8 protein-coding genes are annotated in these 25,394 nt (G+C 33.7%); all 8 read left to right on the forward strand.

Annotated features, from left to right (window positions below; all coding sequences use genetic code 11):
- Positions 1–580: 580 nt before the first annotated feature.
- Entirely contained in the window at positions 581–3,118 is a 2,538-nt protein-coding gene (gene mgtA / locus CS884_RS10010) for a magnesium-translocating P-type ATPase (protein WP_099321672.1), read from the forward strand.
- Between the two features lie 440 nt (positions 3,119–3,558).
- Complete coding sequence (locus CS884_RS10020) at positions 3,559–4,095, forward strand: cysteine hydrolase family protein (protein WP_099321673.1); 537 nt, start codon at positions 3,559–3,561, stop codon at positions 4,093–4,095.
- A 310-nt stretch (positions 4,096–4,405) separates the two neighbouring features.
- Positions 4,406–5,716, forward strand: a complete 1,311-nt coding sequence (locus CS884_RS10025) for an aspartate kinase (RefSeq protein WP_099321674.1) — start codon at positions 4,406–4,408, stop codon at positions 5,714–5,716.
- Positions 5,717–5,718: 2 nt separating this feature from the next.
- Complete coding sequence (locus CS884_RS10030; RefSeq protein WP_099321675.1) at positions 5,719–6,696, forward strand: aspartate-semialdehyde dehydrogenase; 978 nt, start codon at positions 5,719–5,721, stop codon at positions 6,694–6,696.
- A gap of 1 nt (position 6,697) precedes the next feature.
- The gene (locus CS884_RS10035) at positions 6,698–7,879 is read left to right on the forward strand and encodes a homoserine dehydrogenase (protein WP_099321676.1); all 1,182 of its coding nucleotides are present in this window, start codon (positions 6,698–6,700) and stop codon (positions 7,877–7,879) included.
- Positions 7,876–10,170: a homoserine kinase gene (gene thrB, locus CS884_RS10040; RefSeq protein ID WP_099321677.1), complete on the forward strand. Its 2,295-nt coding sequence runs from the start codon at positions 7,876–7,878 to the stop codon at positions 10,168–10,170. The genes CS884_RS10035 and thrB overlap by 4 nt, the downstream gene beginning before the upstream one ends.
- A 698-nt stretch (positions 10,171–10,868) precedes the next feature.
- Entirely contained in the window at positions 10,869–17,939 is a 7,071-nt protein-coding gene (locus tag CS884_RS10045) for an InlB B-repeat-containing protein (protein ID WP_099321678.1), read from the forward strand.
- A gap of 23 nt (positions 17,940–17,962) precedes the next feature.
- A complete protein-coding gene (locus CS884_RS10685) occupies positions 17,963–25,372 on the forward strand; it encodes an InlB B-repeat-containing protein (RefSeq protein ID WP_180753328.1) in 7,410 nt (2,469 codons plus the stop codon).
- Positions 25,373–25,394: the final 22 nt, after the last annotated feature.

Consider the following 25,394-nt stretch of genomic DNA (forward strand, 5'->3'; position numbering starts at 1 on the left):
TTACGTTTGAGCCTAATGCATTTAATATAAGCAAGAAATAAATATCTTTATATAAAAAATACGAAAAATTACTATTGAAAAACAATGATTTTGAACCTGTCTCAATATTAAAGGAAAATGGGACAATTTTTTAAAAAAAATAGAAAATGATTCCAAACCAAAAAATCTATATGATAGATTTAATAATTACAGATCTACAAATTATAATTCTCCGGTACCGGGACTGGTACGGGACTAAAAATTTAAAAACATCCTATAATTAGATGGATTTGGTGATACTCTAAAAAATAGAATCTAGTATTTTGAATGGTTTGGGATATATCGTACATTTGGAAAAGAAGAATGGGAATTATTTGTGGTAAAAATTGCTATATGTACTCGTTTTTAAAAGCCCTCATGTTTTTTTTATTTTGTTTATTTTTTATATTTTTTTTCAAAATCACATAGAATAACTTATGCTCCTATATAAAATAGATCCGAGAGAAAATAATGAAAAAGCCTTATTTTTCTATAGGATTTTTATATTTTCTATTGTTTTTTAATCTTTCTTGATATATATTGGAATAACTAGGAGGCAGGTATGAAAGATTTTTGGTCATATGATAAAGATGATGTTTTAAAACAATTAAATTCTAGTGAAGCTGGTCTTACAAATAAAGTAGCTTGCGATAGAATTGCAAATTATGGGAAGAATATTTTTTACGAAAAGAAATCAACATCTAAATTTATGGTTTTCTTGTCTCAATTCAAAAGTCCAATAACTATGATACTTATCTTTGCAGCTGTCCTATCTATCTTTTTAAATGATTATTCTGATGGCGTCATTATTTTGGTAATAATCTTTCTTTCTTCTATTTTGAGTTATCTTCATGAAAGCAAGGCAAATGACTCTGTAAAAAAACTCCTTTCTTCTGTAAGTGTTAAGTCTTCAGTTTTAAGAGATGGCACTTTCCAAGAGATGGACAATGCAAATTTGACGATTGGTGATATTATCAATGTAAAAACAGGAGACATGATACCTGCTGATTGTTTGCTTATTGAGGATAATTCTCTTTCTACTGATGAGTCAAGTTTAACAGGTGAAACATTTCCTGTTGAAAAGATAGTAGGAAAAATATCTGCCAAGGCTAATTTATCTGAAAGAAAAAATTCTCTTTGGATGGGTACTCATGTTATTAGCGGCTCTGGAAAAGCAATCGTAGTTAATCTGGCAAAGGATTCTGAGTTTGGTAAAATCACTTCATCTCTTAGCCAAAAGGACACCGATACAGATTTTGAAAAAGGCATAAAGGATTTTGGAAATTTAATCTTACATGTTACAACTGTTTTAATTGGTTTAATATTTATTTTTAATATTATTTTAAATAAATCTTTTTTAGAATCATTTATGTTTGCATTAGCTCTTTCTGTTGGCTTAACTCCTCAAATGTTACCTGCTATAATTAGCGTGAATTTGTCAAAAGGGGCTAAGAGAATGTCCGAACAGGGCGTAATAGTAAAAAAATTAAATTCTATAGAAAATTTTGGTTCTATGACAATTATGTGTTCTGACAAAACTGGCACAATAACAAAGGGAAAAGTCAAACTTGATTTAACATTAAATTTTAATGGCGAAAAATCTGAGACTTTAAATAAATTTGCAGCTATTAATTCATTCTTCCAAGAAGGATATTCAAATCCAATTGATGAAGCTATTCTAAGTTCAAGCAAATTTGATTTTTCTTCTTATAAAAAGCTTTTTGAAATTCCCTACTCCTTTGAAAATAAACTTTTGAGCATAATGGTAAAGTCGGACTCTGATTTTTCAAATAAAAATTTGATGATTACAAAGGGTGCCTTTGAAAACATTGTCGATATATGTAGTTCTTATGAAAAATCTGATGCTTCTATTGGAAATATCAATGAAATTAAAAGTCAAATATTTGATTTATTTGAAAAGTTTTCAAGTCAGGGTTATAGGGTCTTAGGTCTTTCTTATAAAGTTTTAAGTGATGATTCTGATTTTGAAAAAGAAAAGGCTGAAGACATGATTTTCAAAGGATTCCTATTATTTATTGATCCATTAAAAGACGATGTCAAGGATGTTATAAATCAAATGAATAATTTAGGAGTTTCTCTAAAAATGATAACAGGCGATAATCAAGAAATTGCCAAAAACATTGGAAGTCAAATAGGGCTTAACCCAGAAAAAATTTTGCTTGGCCAAGATTTAGACTCATATTCCATAAGTCAACTAAATAAAAAAGTTTTAGATATTGATATTTTTGCTGAAATAAGTCCAAACCAAAAAGAAAAAATAATCAGAGCCTATAAAGAAGCTGGGGAAATTGTAGGCTATATGGGTGATGGTATAAACGATGCACCGGCAATAAAGCAAGCAGATGTAGGAATATCAGTAAATACGGCAGCTGATACAGCCAAGGATGCAGCCTCCATTGTTCTTTTGCAAAATAGTTTAAAAGTATTATTATCTGGAATAAAAGAGGGTAGAAGAACTTTTATAAATACTTTGAAATATATATTTGTTGCAACAAGTGCAAATTTTGGAAATATGTTTTCAATGGCAGGAGCAAGTCTTTTTTTAAAATTTTTGCCACTATTGCCAAAACAAATTCTTCTTACAAATTTATTTACAGACTTTCCTTCTTTACAAATTGCATCTGACTCGGTAGATGAAGATTGGTTAAAGACTCCTGTAAAATGGGATATGAAATTTATCAAAAAATTTATGATAGTATTTGGAATAACATCTTCTCTTTTTGACTATATAACATTTCTTGTTTTGATGGTTATTTTTAAAGCCGATGAGAAATTTTTTCAAACTGGCTGGATGTTAGAATCCGTAATCTCTGCAATGGTTGTTATGCTAATAGTTAGAACTGCAAGACCAGTTATAAAAAGCAAACCAAGTAAGAATTTAATAATATCCATTGTACTTGTAAGTTTGTGTTTGATTTCAATAATATACAGCCCTATTAATTCCTATCTAGGTTTGATTGCACTTCCACTAAAGGCATTTATTTCCATGCTTTGTATATCAATCATTTATGCCCTAGTTGCAGAAATTTTGAAGAAAAAATTCTATAAACACAATTCATTTTCTAGAGAAAAGTTATAATGACAAGTTTAATATATAAGACATTTAGCGATTGAATTAATAGTTCAGTCGCTTTTTTAATTGAAGTTTATAGATTAGGGAGAAGAAATTAATGGATAGAGAAATGATAAATATTAATATAAATTTATTTAAAGAAGTTAAATTTCGAAATTTTAAGAAGGAGATGATTATATAAATGAGGATGCATCTGCTAGGATTTATTTAATGTAACCGATAGAACTATAAAAAGAGATTTAAAAGTTCTTATAGATAAAAAAATAATAGATTATGTGGATACTGCTAAGAATGGCTACTGGAAAGTTAGTGAATTAATCAAAAAGTAAAATATAATAATGTTGACCTATCTTACGGGAAATTAAAACTTATATCAGATAAGATAGATATATTGAAGTTATAGCAAAGTTATTAAAGTATACAAAAATAATTATAAAGGAGGAAATATGGACGTACTAATAGTGGTTGATTTACAAAATGATTTTATAGATGGAGCATTGGGCAATGAAACTAATTATGAGATAGTTAAGCCTATTGATAAATTGGTGGAAGATTTTAATGGAGAGGTTATTTTTACTAGAGATACTCACGATGAAAATTATTTAGAAACTCTTGAGGGCAAGCATTTAAATATAAAGCATTGCGTTAAGGGAACTTTTGGCTGGGAGATTAGGATAGATACTAGGGGAAATAAGGTTATAGATAAGCCATCATTTGGATCTTATGATCTTGTTAATTATCTTTGCGATTTAAATAAAAGAGAAAAAATTGACAATATCTATATGGTTGGGATTTGTACAGATATTTGTGTGATCTCTAATGCTGTAATGATTAAAAATGCACTTTTGGATACAGAAGTGATAGTAATCGAAGATCTCTGTAGGGCAACTAGCGAGAAAGCTCAAAAAAGCAGCCTAGATATACTTAAGAGTGTGCAGGTCAATATAACAAGCTTAAAGGACTTAAAACTAGCAAATAAGTGAAGTTTTTTAGAAATTGTTTTGATAAAAATTATTAACGAATATTTTTCCATGGATTGGTTAACTTGTCCATGGAATTTATTTATTAAATTTTAATACTTAGACTTGAAAAGAGCATTGGTTTTTATTTGCTAGTAGTAATGAATTTTTCGATGAAGCTTACTTTATTTATTGATTTATCAAAGTTATTCAATAATTGACATATAAGATTAAATACTGTATAGTCAATAAAATTACATTTACAATACTACGTTAAAGTGAATATAAAAATCCATTTGCCTAGGCAAAATTTACATATTATAAAGGAGAAGAAATGAAAGTTGCAAAATTTGGTGGTAGTTCACTTGCTGATTCTATTCAACTTAATAAAGTTAGGGATATTATACTTGACGATGAGGCCAGAAAGTACATCGTAGTTTCTGCGCCCGGAAAAGGTGGCCAAAACAAGCACAAGATTACTGACCTTTTGGCTATGTGTCACGAGCTAAGTGACCATGATTTAAATTTTAACGAAGTTTACAAGATCATCGAGAATGTTTATAAAAATATTGTTGATGATCTTGTTTTGGATATTGATATTGACAGCATCCTTGCTGAGATTAAAAAAGAAATCGAAAATGGTGAAAGCTATGATTTTGTTATAAGTCGTGGGGAGTTTATGAGCGCCAAAGTTCTGGCTTGCTATCTGGGATATGATTTTGTTGACGCAAAGGATTTGATAGTTTTTGCTGATGGATCTTTAGACCTTGCCAAATCGCAGGAAAATATTAGAAATATTTTATCCAAACACGAAAGGGCAGTTGTACCTGGTTTTTACGGAGCTTGTGAAGATGGGAAGATAAAGACTTTTTCACGTGGTGGTTCTGATATTACAGGTTCTGTTATTGCTTCTGCTGTCAATGTCGAAATGTATGAGAACTTTACCGATGTGTCTGGTTTTTTGGTTGCAGATCCAAAGATCGTAAAAAATCCTGCTCCAATGGGAATTATTACCTACAACGAACTGCGCGAGCTTTCCTATATGGGAGCTAAGGTTCTTCACGAGGAGGCGATATTTCCTCTAAGGGAGAAAAATATTCCAATTAATATTAAAAACACCAATGCACCTAATGAAGAAGGAACTTTAATTTTATCTAAGTGTGATAGTAAAAATAAAAATATTCTTACTGGAATTTCTGGCAAAAAAGGTTTTACAGTTATAAATATTGAAAAAATAAATATGAATGCTGAAAAGGACTTTTTTAGAAAACTAACCACAGTTTTTGAGTCTAACGATATTTCAATCGAGCATATGCCATCAAGCATCGACTCTGTTTCTGTAATCGTTTCTGATTCGTATATCACGCCAAAGTTAAACAAGGTGCTTGAAGAGCTTAAAATTTACTTAAATGTTGACAATATTTCTTGGCAAAGAGATATTTCTCTTATCGCTGTTGTTGGTCGTGGCATGATAAATGAAAAGGGTGTTTCTTCAAGAACTTTTACCGCTCTTGCGAGGGAAGGTGTAAATATCAAGATGATAAGCCAAGGATCTAGCGAGATTAATATTATTATCGGTGTTGAAACTAAAGATTTTGAAAAGGCAATACGTTCTATTTACCAAGAATTTTACAAGGAGGATTAAGGATGAAAGTTAATGTTGCAGTAGTTGGTGCTACTGGTCTTGTTGGTAGCATGATGCTAAAGGTTTTAAGTGAGGAAAATTTCCCGGTTGATAATTTATTTTTATTTAGCTCAAAAAAATCAGACGGCGAAAAAATAAATTATTGTGGTAAAGAATATATTGTTGAAGAATTAAAAGAAGATTCTTTTTTGGAGAAAAATATAAAAATTGCCCTATTTGCGGCAGGTGGTTCTGTAAGTGAGAAATTTGCGCCTCTTGCTGTAAAGGCTGGGGCAACAGTTATCGACAACAGCTCTTTTTTTAGGATGGATAAAGACGTTCCATTAGTAGTTCCTGAAATAAATCCAGAAGATATAAAAAATAACAAGGGAATAATCGCAAATCCAAATTGCTCAACAATCCAATCTGTCTTACCACTTAAAGCAATTCACGACAAATACAAAATAAAAAGAGTCATTTTTTCAACCTATCAATCTGTATCAGGATCTGGCCTAAAGGGAATATCTGACTTGGAAAATGGAACTTTACTTGCCTACAAATATCCAATTATCAACAACTGCATCCCACAAATAGATGTATTTTTGGAAAATGGCTACACAAAAGAAGAAATGAAGATGATTAATGAAACAAAGAAAATTCTTCATGACGATTCAATTTTAGTAACTGCAACGACAGTTCGTGTTCCAGTAAAATATTCTCACTCAATATCAATTAACGTTGAAGTGGAAAAACCTTTTGAAATTTCTGATGTAAAAAAAGCCATTTCAGAATATCCTGGCATGGTTCTCCAAGATGATATAGCAAATGAAATCTATCCAATGGCCATTAATTCAGCTGGCAAAAATGAAGTTTTCGTTGGCAGAATTAGACGTGATTTTACAGTTGAAAATGGCATAAATCTTTGGTGTTGTGCCGATAATATAAGAAAGGGAGCTGCAACTAACGCAGTGCAGATTGCTAAGAAAGTCTTGGAGGATTAATTTGAAAATTGCAATAATGGGCTTTGGCACTGTAGGAAGCGGTGTAGAAGAAATCCTTTATAAAAAAAGAAAATCCCTCTTAAAAAACAATTTTGACATAGAAATTGATAGAATTTTAATAAAAGATAAATCCAAAAAGAGATCTCCGCTTAATAAAGATTTAATTTTTACAGATAATTTCAAGGAAATTTTAAATTCAGTAGTGGACACAGTAATTGACGTTACTTCAAGCCTTGAAGAAACTTATGAGAGAATCCTTAGTCTGATGAAAGCTGGAAAAAACATAATTAGTGCAAATAAGGCTGTTGTTTCAAAATATTTTGAAAAATTAAACGAACTTGCAAGAGCAAATAATGTTTATTTTTCTTATGAAGCTTCAGTTGCTGCTGCAATTCCAATAATTCACCCAATGATGGAAGAAGTTTTCTTTAATGATATAAATAAAATTTGTGGCATATTAAATGGAACTAGCAATTATATTCTATCAATGATGGAAAAAGAAGGCTTATCCTACGATTTAGTTTTAAAAAAAGCCCAAGATCTGGGCTATGCAGAAGCAGATCCTACAGCCGATGTTGGTGGATTTGATGCCATGAGAAAGATTAGAATTTTATCTTCCTTATTATATAATACAAAAATCAACGAAGAAGACATTTTGACATTTGGAATTTCAACTATAAAAAAATCCGATTTGGATTATGCAAAGAAAATGGGTTATTCAATTAGACTACTTGCAAAGTCAAAGTTGGATGGTGGAAAGATAAATATTTCAGTGATTCCAACTTTCTTAAAGGACAATTTTTTTGCAAAGACTTTCAAAGGATCAAATGCTATAAAAGTTTGGGGAGAAAATTTTTCTTCCTATGAGTTAAAGGGACCAGGAGCAGGGAAATTAGAAACTGCCGATGCAATTATCCGTGACCTTTTAAGAATTTTTTCAGCTAGAGAAATAAAAACATTTTATGATTGGAGAAATTCCTACAAGGTCGAAAATAATTGTCTTGGGAAATACTATCTAAGAACTGGGAAGATTTCTTCAAAATTAGAAAACTTAATCGATCAAGATGAAATTTTAGCTGGTGACCACCATATAATTACAAAAAAAACTAGTCTTGATAAGCTAAAATCTGCTCTTTTAGATATTGACGAGGTTTTTATTGCAGAAATAGAGGGGGAAATATGAAATTTTCGTCGACAAGAAATTCAAATTTAAAAATCTCCTCAAAAGTAGCCATTATTAAAGGAATTTCTGATGATGGAGGACTATTTATACCTGAGTTTTTCCCGGAATTTGACATAATGAAGCACTTGGATTTATCTTATACCGACCTTGCTCTTGAGATTTTATCACTTTATCTTACAGATTTTGAAAAAGATGAGCTTTTAGAGCTTATAGAAAAATCATACAGAAGTTTTGAGGATGAGATCGTAAAAGTTTCCTATCACAAAGATTACTATCTTGAACTTTTCCATGGAAAAACCTCTGCTTTTAAGGATTTTGCCCTTTGCCTTCTACCAAATTTATTGTCATATTCCAAAAGAACTCTAGGAATTAAGGAAAAGACTCTAATTTTGACAGCTACATCTGGCGATACCGGAAAGGCTGCTCTTGAAGGATTTTATAATACTGAGGGAATAGACATCTTGGTTATTTATCCAACAGAAGGTGTAAGCTCAATTCAAAAAATGCAGATGGATACAACAGCTTCGCTAAATTCCAAAGTTATTTCTATTGATGGAAATTTTGACGATGCTCAAAGAGCCGTAAAAAAAATATTTAATGATAAAAAAATCAAAGAAGAACTAAAAAAAGAAAATATCTATCTTTCTTCTGCAAATTCAATAAATATCGGAAGATTGCTGCCACAAATAGTTTATTATTTTTATTCCTATGCCGATTTACTCAAAAATAAGAAAATTTCTAGTGGAGAAAAGATAAGTTATTGTGTACCAACGGGTAATTTTGGAGATATTTTGGCTGGCTATTACGCAAAAAAGATGGGTCTTCCAATAAAAAAACTTGTAATTGCATCAAATGCAAATAATGTTCTAACAGACTTTTTTACAAGCGGAACTTACGATGCCAATAGAGCGCTTAAAAAGACAATTTCTCCGTCAATGGATATACTGGTTTCATCTAACTTAGAAAGATTAATTTATCATAAATCTACCGATGATCTTGTTAAAGAAAAGATGAGAGAGCTAAAAAATTCGAATATCTTTTCCTTTGATGGCGATTTTGACGAATTTTTTTGTGGCTATGCCAATGATGAAGAAACAAAAAAAACCATAGGAAAAGTTTATAAAGAAGAAGGCTATTTGATCGATCCCCACACAGCGGTCGCAAAAAATATCGTAGATAAATTAGGTCTAGAAAAAACTGTAATTTTATCAACAGCAAGTCCATACAAGTTTTCATCTTCAGTACTAAAAGCCCTTGGTGAAGAGATTTCAGCTGACGAATTTGAAAATATAAAGAAACTTTACGAAAAAACCAAAGTAAAAATCCCAAGTGAAATAAAAAAATTAAAAGATAAAAAAATTATTCATAATAATAAAATTTCAAAAAATGAAATAGAAACAGAAGTCTTAAAATTTGCAAAACGTGGCAAGCGAATTTCTGTGCCAGCAAGTTCAGCAAATCTTGGGCCAGGCTTTGATACACTTGGTCTTACTTTAGGATTATATAATACTTGTGAAATCAACTTAACAACTGACGAAGATAGATTTAAAGACAATCTAAAAGAAAATTTAATCTATAAGGCTTACAAATACGCCTTTGATTACTACAAAGAAAAGATAATTCCAATAGAAATTGACCTTGATACCAATATCCCCCAATCACGAGGACTTGGGTCTTCTGCAGCTTGCATAGTAATGGGAATAATTGCAGCCTTTTCTCTAATGAAAAGAGATTTAAACAAAAAAGAAATCCTAAAACTCGCAAGTAAAATAGAAGGCCACCCAGATAATGTATCTCCAGCAATATTTGGAGGAGCAAATGCTTCAATACTTGAAGATGATAAAGTTTATGTGGAAAAATTTGAAATTTCAAATAATTTTAAATTTTTGGCAATAATTCCAGAATTTAAACTTCAAACAAAAGATGCAAGAAGCGCACTTCCTACAAAATACTGCAAGGAAGATGCAGTTTTCAACATCTCAAGAGTTTCAATGTTGATCTTATCATTAATTTCTGGCGATGAAGAAAATTTAAAAATCGCCCTAAAAGATAAGATCCACCAGCCTTACAGATACAAACTCATTCCAGAAATAGAAAAAATTGAAAAAATTATCGAAGAATCAAAAGCTTTAGGCCACTATCTAAGTGGCGCCGGCTCGACAATTATGGTAATTTTAAAATCAAAAGATCAGTCTTCTGAAAAAGAAATAAGAGAAAAATTAGAAAATCTATCAAATTCTTACAAGGTCATGGCACTAGAAATCGATAAAAAAGGAGCATTTATAATTTAAAATAAAAAAGGTCTATTTCATGACCTTTTTTTCTATTACAAAAATCTAAAATTCGTTGATAATACTAGAAACCATTATTTGATTTTCTATAAAGATATTGATTAATATGTCAAAGAATACTATAATATTTATATAAAGTGGATACTTGTATATTTTTTTAAAACTATAATGAATTAATAAGAATTTGTAAAGATAATAAGGAAGTAAGTTTGAAAATTTAAGAAAAAATTTTGATTTTAAAGCTAAGGAAGACTCTGACTTGATATTCGACCCTTTTAGTCGGATTTTCATAGCTTATAAATCTTTTCGGACAATAAAATCCATAAGAGAAAAAATTAGAAATTATATAAGAAATGATCAAATCTAATAAAAAAGAAAGGAGAGAAAAGCAAACTGTACTTAAAGTATAATTTTTGATCTATTCTTGTAATTACAAAGTTTTCTTGATAATAACTTAAATATATTTATAAAAAATTACATATGTATATGCTTTGTAAAGAAAATGTAATTTGAAATTTTATAGGATAATATACAAATTTCAACAACATATATAAGTGTTTTATTTAGCATTATATAAGTAAATTTTTTTAATTAGAATCTCAGAAAAACTTCTACTAAAGATATTTCATATGGTACTAGTTAACATTTCAAAACTTTACTAATTATAAATATAAAAAAACTAAATTATGGAGGGCAAAATGAAGAACTTTTTTAAAAAACTGTTAGTATGGAATCTAGTTCTAATGATGGTTTTTTCAACTCCAATTGAGATTTTTGCACAGGTTAATTATAATGACCTTACTAAAGATAAGTCAGAAATCATAAACAAATTGGATCCTGTAAAACCTGCAAAACTAAAAGAAGGTCAGAGCGCAGCGAATTTAATCAAAAATCCTAAACAGCCTGATATTTACACCTTACGTACAGATTATAAGGTACAAAATGGAGAAAGATATAGAATAAACTATCAACCTTATATTGCAAGTGTAGGTGAGGCTGCTACACAAGCAGAAAAAGATAAGGTAAACAAAGAAATAAAACTACCAGATTTTTCAGGTTATGAAAAACCTGACGATGAGTCTTTTACAAATAATTATGATGATATTGTAAAAGAAGCAAAAAGTGGTGAAAAAACTGGCAATGAGAAAAACGGATTTATATATGAAAATAATCGTGATTTCAAATATAAGGCTAAAACAAATAAAATCAAAGTTAAACACGTTTTCCAAAAATTAGACGATTTCACCCAATATGCAAATCCAGATGGAAGCATTGGGAAAGAAGGAGAACGCATCACTATACAAAGTGGTAACACTGGTTCAACCATGGAAGTAACACCTTTGGAAGAAAAAGATAGAAAGGGCTTTATTCCTGAAGCTGGATCCATAACTATGCAGGTTCCGGAAAATGCTGAAGACTTCATATTGGAATACCGCTATAACCGTGCTCACTACGATGTAAACTTTGATACTGCAGGTGGCACATCCGTTCCAGCTCGTACACTTTATTATGAACAAGTGATGCCTAGTATTGTAGATGCAGATATTCCTACAAAAGTAGGCGGAGAGTTTCAAGGCTGGAAGCCATCTGTAGAATTAGAATCTCAAGATGGTAGTAAATTTAAAGCAGACGAAATCATAAAAGATAGTACTGGCAAGGCTATTTTAAATCTAGATGCAAAAATAAAAATGCCGGCAAGCAATGTTACTTTCACAGCAGTATGGAAGGACAAGGACAAGGCAGGCTACGCTGTACAATTCTGGGCAGAAAAGGCAGACCATGCAGATGGTGCTTCTCTAGCAGATAAGTACGACTTTATAGGCACTCGTGTATATAAAGACCAAGCCACAGGTTCTAGACCAGATCTAGATAATGAACCTGTAAAAGACATTGTCTTTACTGACTTAGACCATGCTCGTCTAAATAAGATATGGGCCGGCGCAAGATTTAATCGTGGGAAAGATCTTTATCTAAACAAGTTCTATGTCTACAACCAAGCCTTAACGGCCGATCAAAACAAGGACCCTAAAAATGTAAACCTAGTTAAGTCTGTTGATGCAACAGGTAAGACTGTCTACAATATCTACTACGACAGACAAGTCTATGACCTCTACTTCACTAAGTCTAATGCCCTAGGTTCTGAAAACACCTTCTACCCTGAAATTTGGGGATATGATGAAGATCAAGGCGAGATAGTGAAGAAGGGCGGTCCTGGTAATCTTTACCATTACAAGGCAAGGTTTAACCAGCTAATGCTAGACTGGCCAAACGACGCCATGCAAACCAAAGGCTTTAGCGAAGGCATGCAATCCTTCGGCTGGGGACCAAACTATGCTAATCCATATTGGCCTACTCACTTAGACACACCTCCTTATAGATTAAATGCCGATGAATTCCTGGACATGGCAAGCTACGATACTAAGGGCGGCTATGTGAAAAATATAGATAAGGGTGATGGAACAAGCATAAACTTAAATTGGTACGATTATAAAATTCTCTCCTTTGGTATAAAACAAGATAAAGACTCTATGCCACACCACATGGACTTTTGGATGGACGGCTTTAAGGATGACGAAACAATTATTCGCTACGACCTATATAGGTATAAGGCAGATACAAATTCTGACACTTATGCGCCTAAATACCCAAAGGTTCAAGGCTTTACTGGTAAGAGAGCTAATGAAACACCGGAATATCTTAATTCAGAGGGCATAGATGCTAAAAACGAAGAGCGTGCAGCAGTAACTCCATTCCCTGCTAAGACTTATACAGATATGTATGGAACACGTCCTGTAGGTCAGATGCAATTTATTAAGGCCTTCTTTAATAATGGCGATGAATGGGGCGATCCTGACGGCTGGGACGGATTTGATAATAACGGCTACCTTAAATTTGAATACACTCGTAACAAGTACCCACTAAGGTTTAACTACGACCCATCAAAGATTAAAGGTGACAATGAATTTAACTCAACCAACCAATTGGATACCTTCTACGAATTTCCTCTAAAGGCTCTAAGCCCTGATTTAGCTGGCAACGAAGAATATAAAAAAGAAAATCCTGCTAACATATTGGATGATCCGGAAAAGTTAAAAGAATTAAAGCTTACAGACTTAGTATTTACAGATACTGATGGCAAGTTAAAGGTTAAAAGACCGGACAATCTTTCAGACCAAATGGTATTTAAGGGCTGGGCACTAGACCCTGCCGGCACTAAGCTTATTTGGGAAAACCCTGGCGAAATCATGCCTAACCACCCAGTCAACCTCTATGCTAAGTGGGGCGAACCAGACTACAAGTGGAAGGTAACTTTCGATCCAAACGGTGGATCTTTAAGAAATATAAAGGAAGAAGGCTTAACTACAAGCCGCAAAAAGATACAAGAAGGCGACATAGGTCAAGAAGAAATAAACACCTATGCGAAAAAAGAAGCCAATGACGGCGACAAGCAAGTCTTTACCGTTATTCAAAGACAAAAACTTGTAGAACCTAAGAAGCCTACAAGAAAAGGCTACGACTTTATGGGCTGGGAAGTCATTCGCTTCAAGAAAAATGCAAAAGGCGACTACACCGATGAAATCGACAACTCTTATAGAGAAACCTATAAGGTTCCAGAACTTTATTCCTTCGGTAACGATGTAGTAAGCCCAATCTATCTAAAGGCAATTTGGGTTCCAAACGAAAGAGTGGATGTTAAAGTAGAACATTATTTCTTAGACGATGATTACAAATTAGATGAAAAAGTTAGACCTAATCCAAAGAAAGATACCCTTGAAGATAAGCGTTCTGGATACCTAGTTGCAACAACTGGATATAGACAAGACGAAAAGTATTTACTTGCTCCACATGGTGAACTTAAGGAAAAATTAACAGGCGACTTAAAGAAAGAATACGATGACTATAACAAACGAGTTAACAATCTAAATAACTCTTTCTTCCAAACATTTAAAGTAGAGCCTGAAAAGATTTTAAATCCAGAAACCAACCAATTGGAAGATAATCCAAAGGTCAAAGACAATGTCTTTAAATTCTTCTACAGACCTTTTAGAAAGAGAGAATACAAGGTCAACTATATAGATGAAAGGTTTAAAGGAAGCACAAACGAAAAAGATGGTAAAATAATAGACCAAGAATTAGTTAAAAATGGTAACCGTCATTATGACGCAAGAAACTACCGACCTATACCAGGTTGGGTGCTAACAAGTGCCCCACAACAACAACTTTTCTTTGATGTTAACGAAGACACAAACGAATTATTAGGCATCAACGGTACAGGCAAAGATGAAATTACCTTCTATTATAAAGACGTAAGAGTAATCGACGTACCGAATAAAGATGACCCGGTACCAGATGGATATGTAAGAGTAACTTACAAGGCAGACAAGGGTGGAGCATTTACCGACAAAGATGGAAAGAAAGTTACAGAACTTTATTATGATGTAATTAAGGGACTAAAATCTGACCTACTTCCAGTTCCTAAAGAACTAAAGGAAGGCGAAAGCAAAGAAGCTGACAAATATTACATCAGGCCAGAAAATGGTAAGAAATTTACTAAATGGGACAATAGAGCTTTATTAAATGATAATACAATTATTAATGAAGCTTACACATTCACAGCTTACTTTGATTGGTCAGGATTAAGCGCAAGTGGACTAGTAAGAACAGAAGCCTACAAAGATCCTAATGGTAAATGGACAAACGACTTTGCTCCAAAGATTGAGGACTTAAAGAAACAACTTGTTTGGAAAGAAAAAGACCAAGAAAAACCACTACCAGATGGAACTGAAATAAAATTCTTTGACGAAGATGGAAAAGAATTAACAACAGATGAAGATGTATTTAAACTAGTAAATGAACAAAACAAAGCTGACAAAGACGAACTTGTTCGCACAGTAAATATCAAGGCAAAAGCTACATTCAAAGATGGAACAGAAGCTCAAGAACTTGAAATACCAGTAAAAATTTACAAGAATGTTTACGAAGCCCTTACAGGAACAGCAAAACCACTATTCCTAAAAGATGCTGAATCAAGCGATTTAAAAGACATTACTGGAGAATATGTAAAAGTAACAGTAGCTCCTACTGGAGATATGAACTCCAAGGACAACAAGGTTTACTATGTAAATCCAAAAGCTTGGGTAAGTATTCCAGAAGTTAAAGCTGATGGCTCATCAAGTTTTATAAATTGGACAGCTGATATAGTAAAACAAAATGATGACGGTAAGGAAAATGGCAACTACGACTTTGGAAAACGTCATAAATTTACAGAAGAGACAGTCATTAAACCAGTTGACGCTAAAGATGTAGTAGAACAAACCGATCCAAATAAAAAACCACCAGTTCCAGATACTTTCGTAAAAGTTATAGTTAAAACAACAGATAAGGCAACAGATATAACAGCCTTCGAAAAGACATTCTGGGTTAATCCTACTAAGGAAGTTACTATAGATGTAAAAAATCCAACTGGTAAAACAATAACAACTGATACTACAAAATACACTATGAATTTCTCTAAGTGGGAAAGTGAAGGAAAAGACAGAACTTGGGATAATAAGATAGAAGGAAAATTTGTAAAAGATACAACAATCATTGCAAAGTATTCTATAAAAGCTGAAACAATCAAAGAATTACTACCAACAACTGACAAAGTTCACACCCCACAAGGAAAAACTCCAACAAAAGATGAAATCAAAGAAAAGATTACTCCTCCAGAAGGAAAAACTATTAAGACAGTGACGATAGTTGAAAATCCAGATGTAAATAACCCAGGAGAGAGTAAGGCAAAAGTAATAGTTGAATACACTGACGGTTCAAAAGTTGGAACAAAGGAAAAACCGTTAGAAGTACCAGTAGAAGTTCACGAGAACATAATTCCAGAAGAAAAACCTGGTAAGAGACCAGATGGTGCTCTTGAAAATTATGTAAAAGTAATCTTCAAGGCAGGCACAGGTGGAAGCCTATCAGGCAACCTAGTTTACTATGTATCACCAGAAGTTGAAGTAGATATGAGTAAATCTGCTGATAGTATTACAAAAACTCCAAATATTGGATTTATCAACGGAGATTGGGATACAAGCGAAAGTAAAAAACTAAAAGCAAAATTCACCGCTAAAGAAACTGAATTTACATTTAACTTTAAAAAATCTGCTGACATAGTAGAAAAAACCGATGACCCTAACCAAGAAATACCAAAAGGTTATGTTAAGGTTACATTCAAAACAGAAGATGCAAATAAGGGCAAGCTTGAAGGAAATAAAGATGTAATAATTTACTATGTAAATCCAAAAGCTGGCATTAAGCTAAAAGTTTTAGAAAAAGATCAGAAAGCTAGCGAAAAAGAACTAAAAGTTCCAGAAACACTTCCTGCGAAAAACTATGTATTTGATAAATGGCAAGAAAACATCGATGAAGAAAATCCAATCACAGATGAAAAAGTTCATGTAGCCATGTTCCAAGCTGGTCAAGTAACCTTAACCTACGAAAAAGGTGGAGAAGATGTTACTGGAGATTTACCAGAATCTGTAACAGTAAACCATGGTAAAACAGTCAGACTAGCAGCACCTGGAAATCTTAAAAAACCAAACGCAAAATTTGCAGGCTGGAAGCTAGATGATGATGAGAAAATTTACCAACCAGGCGATCAAGTTAAACTTGAAAAAGCAAGAACAGCAACAGCTCAATGGACAACATCCAAACATAAAGTAACTTTCGACTCAAAGGGCGGAAGCGATGTTGATAGTCAAGAAGTTGTTCACCAAGGTAAATTAAAAGAATTTACACCACCAACAAAGGATGGAAAAGTCTTTATGGGTTGGAAAGAAAAAGGCAAAGAAAATGAAGAAGCTTACTTTGACCTAACAAGTCCAATAACAGAAGATAAAACATTAATAGCAATCTGGCAAGACCCAGTTCAAGAGATAAACGAGGGCGACCCTGTTGAAGCTCAATTTATTAAAGTTACCTTTAACAAAGGCAAACATGGAGATCTTGAGGGACAAACAACTTACAAAGTTGCCAAAAATTTAAGCTTTGAAGATGCAGTTAAGAAAGGACTAAAAGTTCCAACTATAAGTCCAGCAAAATACTACAAGGCTGTTGAGGACAAAAAAGGCTGGGATCAAACACTTGAACTAAAGGGCAAAGATATAACATTCATAGCCCAATATGAACCGATCGCTGATGTTATACCAGTAGACCCAGAAGTAACAGACGAAACACAGATTGAAAATGAAAAACCTGAAGAAATGGTACTAGTAACCTTCAAAGTATCTGATGATGATAAGTTATACATTCCAAACAATGATAAATACTATGTCAAAAAGAATACAGAAGTAAGGATACCAACACCAGTTGTATTGGAAAAGACCATTGATGCAATATTTAATGGCTGGCAAAAAGTAACACTAGTAGAAGAAACTCTTGATCCAGATGATACAGATCCTAAAGCAGAAAAATTCATATGGGTAAAACAAGCATTTAGTGAAGATACAATTATTAGTGATGAAAATGCAGAAGAAATTAAACTTTTGATTAAAAAACCTTTTGCAGGAGATAAGAGAATCTACATTAAACAAATGTCTGCTGATTCAATAGGCAAATTAGAGCTTATAAGAGATGGCGAAGTTATCGAAACAGTAACCAATTCTAAGTTTAGACGAAAATTTGAAGTATTTAATCTAAGTGAGCCTTTACAATCTGGAGATGTAATCAGATATTGGCAAGAAAGTTCATCTAGAATAACAGACTCAACGGAAGACCTCATTGATTAACAGAAAGGAGTAAGTTAACAATAATGAAGAAAAAACTATTGTCAGGGATTTTAGCACTTATCTTTGTCATACAAATTTTTGTATTTGGCACAGCATACGCTAAAGAGAATAATCCTTCCAACGCGAATCTAATAAAGATTGGAGAGTTAACGGCAAAGGATTATCCAAAAATAGACCCTGCAGACCTAGCAAAGCTAGGAAAAGAAAAAAAACAAAAGAAATTTGGGAAAAAAGGAGGAGAGGCAACCCTCTTCTCTACCAAATCCCCATACATCAATGGTCAGCAACCAGCTGATCCAGACAAACCAAAGTATTGGGCAAATGTAAAGGGAGAACTTACAACAAGAGGAATTGATGGTAGTCCCTTTGATTGGGATAAGGTCCTAGGCAAAGATCAAAAGGTTAAGCTTTTGTTTACCCAAACAAATGGGAATGTTATGACAGGTGTAACATATACCCTATTAGTAGATAAAGAAGGAACCTATACTTGGCAAGGTAGTGATGGAAAACCGACCTACCTACCTTTATATGATGTAGAAGGAAAACCATATACCTATAATGTCCAAATAGAAAGAAATTATAGTAAAGAAATACAACTTATTATCCAAGAGTCTAATGGTACACCTAAATCTCAATGGAGACAAGAAGGGGAAAAACAAGTTGCAACCATATCTTTCCTAGATATTAATATTCAACAAGTAGCTTCTACAAAATTTGTATCTGAATGGCACACAAGCTTAGAAGAATCTAACAGACCTCAAATTGAAGGATATTTTAAGGCAGATGATGAGACAGACAATACTTTTAATTTTCCTAAAAACGATACGACAAGAACAATATTAAGAGAGAGTTTTGTAGAAAACTTTGATGAAGATGAAGACAATGGACCATGGTCTTTCAATTCTTCTGAACTTGAAACAACTCCTCAAACAGTGGAAGTTAAAACTAACACTGCAGGATTAACTTTTGAAGAAAACAATGGAGTTAAGACTGTTAAGTCAGGCGACCATAAATTCAAATACGACTTCACTTACGATGTAATCAACGGCGGAAAACTTACCATGACCGAGATTATCCCTGTGACCTTTGATGCTAATGGTGGAAAGTTTGCTAATTTTACAGCTCCTGATACTGAAACAAAGATAGTAAAAGAAGTTGAATATGATGGCACTTTAATTGAAAAGGCAGAAACTCCAACAAAACCAGGCAAGGCTTTTAAGGGCTGGGCTACTGATGCTAATGGAACGACTCCTGCAACTGATAGCGACTATGCAAACCTTAAAGCTGCAAAGACCTTCTATGCAATTTGGTCCGACGAAGACATTCAAGCTGAAGAACTTGTAACAAGTGAGTCACTAATAAGATTTAGAAATAATAGACCCCCAATAATTACAAATGACTTTGTTCCTACGTTTGATGATTTAAAGGCCCAAGTTAAGGTTAAAGATGCTAATGGAGATTTTGTACCACTACCTAATGATGTAAAATTCTCTATAGTAGATGATAAGGGCACCGAATATGATAAAGATAGCGATGACCTAAAGAAATTTATTTATGAAAAGGTCAAAGAAAATAGGACAGACGAAGTCTCAAGAACTGAAACAGTAAAAGCAAAGATCACATACGATGACGGTACCACACGTGAGATAGATATACCTATCAAGGTCTTAAAAAATATCTATAAGGGAACTGACGATGGTAACAAATACCCACATATACCTGCTGATTATGTAAAGGTAACCATTGACCCGACAGATAAGGCGCAAAACCCAGATAAGACCTACTATTATGTAAATCCTAAAGCCAAAGTTATAGTTCCAGGAAAAGATCCAGTGGGAGCTGGTGACAATAAGTTTTCTAAGTGGACAATAAAGGAAGATAGTGCTAGTGGCGCTGGCACTGACTATACATTTGGAAGTAGACAGATTTACAAAGAGGATTCCACAATTACTGCCCAATATGGAACTGGAATAATAAAGATTGTCTATGTTGACCAAAACGGCAATGAAATCGACGCGAAATATAAGATAGCCGGACAAGACTATCCTACAGAAAAATCTGGTGGTCTTGGTGGAGAGGCTCAAGATATTGACTTTGCGACCACAGGACCTGATTTTAAGGGATATATCTATAGTAGTAGAGATTCAATAAAGGGTAAATATTATAAGGATGCAAAAGATCCTGATAATCTAGATATTGTTAAGTACTCTTACTTTAAAAAAGTAACAACAGAAGAACCGACAAATAAAAATGTTTACTTCCCAGTTATATTTGATGCTAATGAAGGTAAATTTGAATCAGATCCTAAAGATAAAAAAACTGTCTATGTATACTTTGACGGAAACAACGCTACTGTTGAAAAAGTAACCTTTAAAGAAGTCAAGGATGAATTTGACAAAGCATACAGCAATCCAACAAAAGATGGATTTGATTTTAAAGAATGGCAAGACAAGGCAGATAAAGGCTCAGCAGTTGCCGATAATTACGAAATTCAATTCAAAGGCTGGGATTGGGACGCAGACCCTGATAACGGTTATGCACCAGAAGTGTTCTACGCCCACTATGAACAAGCTAGCGCTCTTGTTAAATACCTTGACCTAGATGGTAAGCCTATTGCTGATGACTTTAAGATCGACGGAGTAGAATATCCAACAGAAAAAGAAGGCAAATTAGACGAAGCGATTGCATCTGATGTATTTACTAAAGATACAGCACCTAAGCTTATAGGTTATAAGTTTAACAGGATTGAACTAAATCCAGCAAATGGAAAATACGCTATGGATAACAAGGCTACTATTAAGATTTACTACGAAAAACTTCCTGATGTCATTCCGGCAAAAGATGGATCTGGTAATCCAAATGAAAAACCAGACGGCTATGTTGAGGTAAAATTCGTACCAACAGATAAGGCAAAAGACACAACAGAAAAGATTTTCTATGTAAATCCTAAAAGAGATGTAACAATTCCAATTGCAAATCCTGAAGCTAAGGCTACCTATACATTTAAAGAATGGAAGATGGGAGCAAATGCAGATGGAGCAGCTTATACTCCAAGCACTGCACAAAAGTTTACTGCAGATTTAACAGTAATCACTGCAACTTATGAGGAAACAAAGAACATAATTCCTTACGATCCAAGCGTATCTGATCCAATGGTAAGACCAGAGGGCTATGTAAGAGTAACTTTCGCAGCAGACCCAGGATTAAAATTAACTGAGCAAAAAGCATATTACGTAAAGAAAAATGCAGGCATTACACTTGGAAATGCAGAACTTGTAAAACCAGCATACGAAGCACAAACTGGTTACAAGTTCGATAAGTGGGATAAGGAAGACAGCCTTGTAATTGAAGCTGCTGATATAGTAGTAACAGCAAAGGCTACAAAGCTTGATAATGTTATTCCGGAAAAAGATGACAAGGGTAATACAAATGAAAAGCCAAAAGGCTATAAGGAAGTTACATTTGTTGTAAAAACTGGTGATGAAGACAAAGGTTCAATTACTGGGGTTGCTAAATTCTATGTAAACCCAAATGAATATGTAACAATTAATCCACCAGCTACAGAAGCCAACACAGGTTATGAATTTGGTGCTTGGGATAAGGATGCGACTACTCCAACAGTCTATGATAAAGACACAACAATCACAGGTTCATTCAACGAATTAGATGAAGTCATTCCGAAAACAAATTCAGATGGCACAGAAAATAAACAACCAGCTGGATACAAGAAAGTCGAATTTGTAATTGACCCAGCCACAGGCGGCAAGATTGCAGATGGCGAAGTTAAAGTTTACTATGTAAATCCTGCTAAAGAAGTAACAGTTCCTCAACCAAAGACAGCGGCAGACACAGGCTACGTCTTTGAAAAGTGGGACCAAGATACAAGTAAGGCAAAGAAATACGAACAAGACACTACAGTTAAAGGAAACTTTAAAAAGCTTGATGACATTATCCCATCAACCGATGACAAAGGAGATCAAAATGCTAAACCTGAAGGTTATGTAACAGTAACTTTTGATAAGGGTGAGCATGGAAAAGAAATAAAAGGACAAACTGTTTACTATGTAAATCCAAAAGCAGACCCAACAAAAACTTTAGGCGACAAATTAATAGTTAAACCAGAAGTAAAAGCAGAAGTTGGCTATAAATTTACTGGATGGGACACTAAAGATGATTTTGAAATAAAAGATAACAAAACAGTTATTGCGCAATATGAAACAATTGACGATGTAATTCCTAAGGAGAATCCACAAGGTGGAGAAAACGAAAAACCAGAAGGCTACATCACAGTCACATTCGACAAGGGTGCTAATGGAGAATTAGAAGGAAATACTATTTTCTATGTAAATCCTAATAAGGCAGTAGTACTTGAGGATAAAGCTCCAACTATAAAACCAAACACTGGATATATTTCAGCAGGTTGGGACACAAGTATAAACAAAGCTATCCAATATAAAGACGGCGATAAAATCACTGCTCTTTATAACGAACTTGGCGATGTAATCCCACAAGAAAAGACTGACGGATCTGACAAGCCAGCAGGCTACCTAACAGTAACCTTTGATAAGGGAGCTAATGGTGAATTAGATGGAAAGACTGTTTACTATGTAAAACCAAACAAAGAAGTAACAGTACCTGCACCAACAGTCACTCCAAATGTTGGTTGGAAACAAAAAGACGGAGAACAAGCTTGGGACAGTAAATTAACTAGAACATTTACAGATGAAAATACAACTATCACAGCTCAATATGCTCCACTTGAGAATGTAATCCCTCAAGAAAATAAAGATGGCTCTGATAAACCAAAAGGATATATTACAGTAACATTTAAAGCTGATACCAACGGTTCACTATCAGGCACAACAGTTTACTATGTAAATCCAAATGTAAAAGTTGACTTAACAAGCCAAGCAGAAGCTATTACTAAAAATCCAAATGTTGGTTATACAGCAAAAGGTGGTACTTGGGATAAAGAAATTTCAAGTAAGACTTACACAAAAGATGAGGATTACACATTTAATTTCGTTAAACTAGATGATATTATTCCAGGAACAAAGGATGATGGAAGTCTAAACGAAAAACCAGATGGTTATGTAACTGTTAAATTTGTTTCAAATGTAAATGGAAGTCTAGAAGGCCAAACAGTTTATTATGTAAATCCAAATGCTAACAAGACTATGAGAGATATAAAAGCTCCTACTATCAAAGCTAATGACGGATTTGTAGTTAAAACTCCAAACTGGAACCCAGATTTCTCTGATGATTTAGAGATAAATAAAGATATGACCTATGCTGCAAACTATGATAAACTTTGCACGACAAAAATTAGGTACAAATCAAATGATGAAAGTATGGGAACAGTAAGCCTAGCAAGTGAAGATATCACTAGTGAAAATCTAAAAGGTTCAACAGCAACAGCTAAAGATGGCTATGAATTTGTTAATTGGACAGATGAAAATGGTAAGGAAGTTAGTAAAGAAGCTAATTTCATACCTAGTGAAAAACTAGCAGCTTTATATATAGCAGTCTTTAGACCTACAAATGGAACAAGCTTAGAAGTTGAAAAGATTTGGCCAGAAGATATGACTGAAGTTCCTACAATGAATTTCACTCTTTATAGAAAAGTTGCTGACGGAGCTGAAGAAAAAGTATCAGGTAAAGATGTAATAGAAATTACAAAGACTAATACAAGTGCCAAATGGGAAAATCTTCCAGAAAAAGATAGTAACGGTAATGCTTACACTTATTTTGCAAAAGAATCATTCAAAGATCTTGATGCCAAAAATGACAACTGGATTCTTGGAAGCCTAGAAACTGATGACAAGGGTAATAAAACCATTACCAACAAGCTAAAGACAGTACCAGGACAAGGTGAAACAGCTAATCCAGCTAAGCATTTTGTAGGCAAGTTGACCATCAAGAAAGTCCTTGAAAATGAACCAGCAACAGCTAAGGCCTCAATGTCAATGATGCGTGCACCTAAAGCATCTGACCCATTGAAATTTAAATTTAAAGTAACAGGACCTTATGGTTACGAAAGCGAAGAATTTGAACTAGCTGCAAATGAAACAAAGACTTTAGAAAACCTAGCTTATGGTGAATATAAGGTTGAAGAAATTGATTCTAAAGGTTATACAGCTTATTATTCAAAAGATAAGGAAACCTTGACAAAGAATAGTCCGAATGGAACTATTATAGTTACTAACAAAAATATTAAGCCAGCTGATCCACAAAATCCTAACCAACCAAGTGGACAAGTTGTTGATGTAACTATCAATAAAGTTTGGAAAGGCGGTAAGAAACCTGCCACTACAATTGAGCTTTGGAGAAAAGGTCATGATTTAAGTGGAAATGAATATGAGCAAAAAGTAGACCAGTTTATAACAACCGAAATGGGTGATGATAAGCAAAGTAAAGAATTTAAAGACCTTGCTAAACACGATCCAAGTGGCAGAGAATTTGTTTACTACGTTAAAGAAGAAAATGTACCAACAGACTATACCGCAAGTTATAGCGAAGATGGCCTAACAGTAACTAACACTTATCAACAAAAACCAACACCAGATCCAGATCCGAAACCGAATCCAGATCCGAAACCGAATCCAGATCCGAAACCAAATCCAGATCCGAAACCAGATCCAGATCCAACACCGAATCCAGATCCAACACCGAATCCAGATCCTAAACCAGATCCAGATCCAACACCGAATCCAGATCCGAAACCAGATCCAGATCCAACACCGAATCCAGATCCGAAACCGAATCCAGACAAACCGACACCAGATCCAGATAAGCCGACACCAAACCCAGGTGGCGAAGAACCAGGAAACCCAGGTGGCGAAGAGCCAGGAACACCAGGCGATAAACCGGAACCAAAACCAGGCGACAAACCAGGCGAAAAACCGGGCGACAAACCAGGCGAAAAACCAGGCGAAAAACCAGGCGAAAAACCAGGTGAGAAGCCAGGCGAAAAGCCAGGCGAAAAACCAGGTGAGAAGCCAGGCGAAGAACCAGGAAAACCAGGAGAAAAACCAGGTGAAAAACCGGGCGATAAACCAGGAAATGAACCAGAAAATGGAAATAAAGTGGTAATTCCTGATAAAACTGGTGTTAAGGACAAAAATCATCTAACTGATGAAGAAAAGAAAAAGATTATTGATAAGATTAAAAAGGTAAATCCAGATGTAGTAGATGTTGTAGTTGACAAAAAAGGAAATGCAACCCTAATCTATGAAAATGGTAAAAAACACACAATACCTTCTGATAAGCTTATTTATCAAATAAAGAAAGATAACAATAAAGTAAGTTCTTCAAAAACAAAGAAGATGAAAGGAAATCCAAGAACATCCGTATCATCTATTAGTGGAGTAGTAGTAACATTACTAGCAGCAACTACTGGAATGTTTGTTAGCAAGAAAAAAGAAGAAAATTAATCTATAATAATCTGAAATCAAA

This window comes from Anaerococcus sp. Marseille-P3625, from assembly GCF_900232825.1.
GTDB lineage: Bacteria > Bacillota > Clostridia > Tissierellales > Peptoniphilaceae > Anaerococcus.

Bases quoted from the DNA above. Each gene is read 5' to 3' on its own strand.
- CS884_RS10025 (WP_099321674.1), top strand. From the start codon at position 4,406: ATGAAAGTTGCAAAATTTGGTGGTAGTTCACTTGCTGATTCTATTCAA.
- CS884_RS10030 (WP_099321675.1), top strand. From the start codon at position 5,719: ATGAAAGTTAATGTTGCAGTAGTTGGTGCTACTGGTCTTGTTGGTAGC.
- thrB (WP_099321677.1), top strand. From the start codon at position 7,876: ATGAAATTTTCGTCGACAAGAAATTCAAATTTAAAAATCTCCTCAAAA.
- CS884_RS10685 (WP_180753328.1), top strand. From the start codon at position 17,963: ATGAAGAAAAAACTATTGTCAGGGATTTTAGCACTTATCTTTGTCATA.
- CS884_RS10020 (WP_099321673.1), top strand. From the start codon at position 3,559: ATGGACGTACTAATAGTGGTTGATTTACAAAATGATTTTATAGATGGA.
- mgtA (WP_099321672.1), top strand. From the start codon at position 581: ATGAAAGATTTTTGGTCATATGATAAAGATGATGTTTTAAAACAATTA.
- CS884_RS10045 (WP_099321678.1), top strand. From the start codon at position 10,869: ATGAAGAACTTTTTTAAAAAACTGTTAGTATGGAATCTAGTTCTAATG.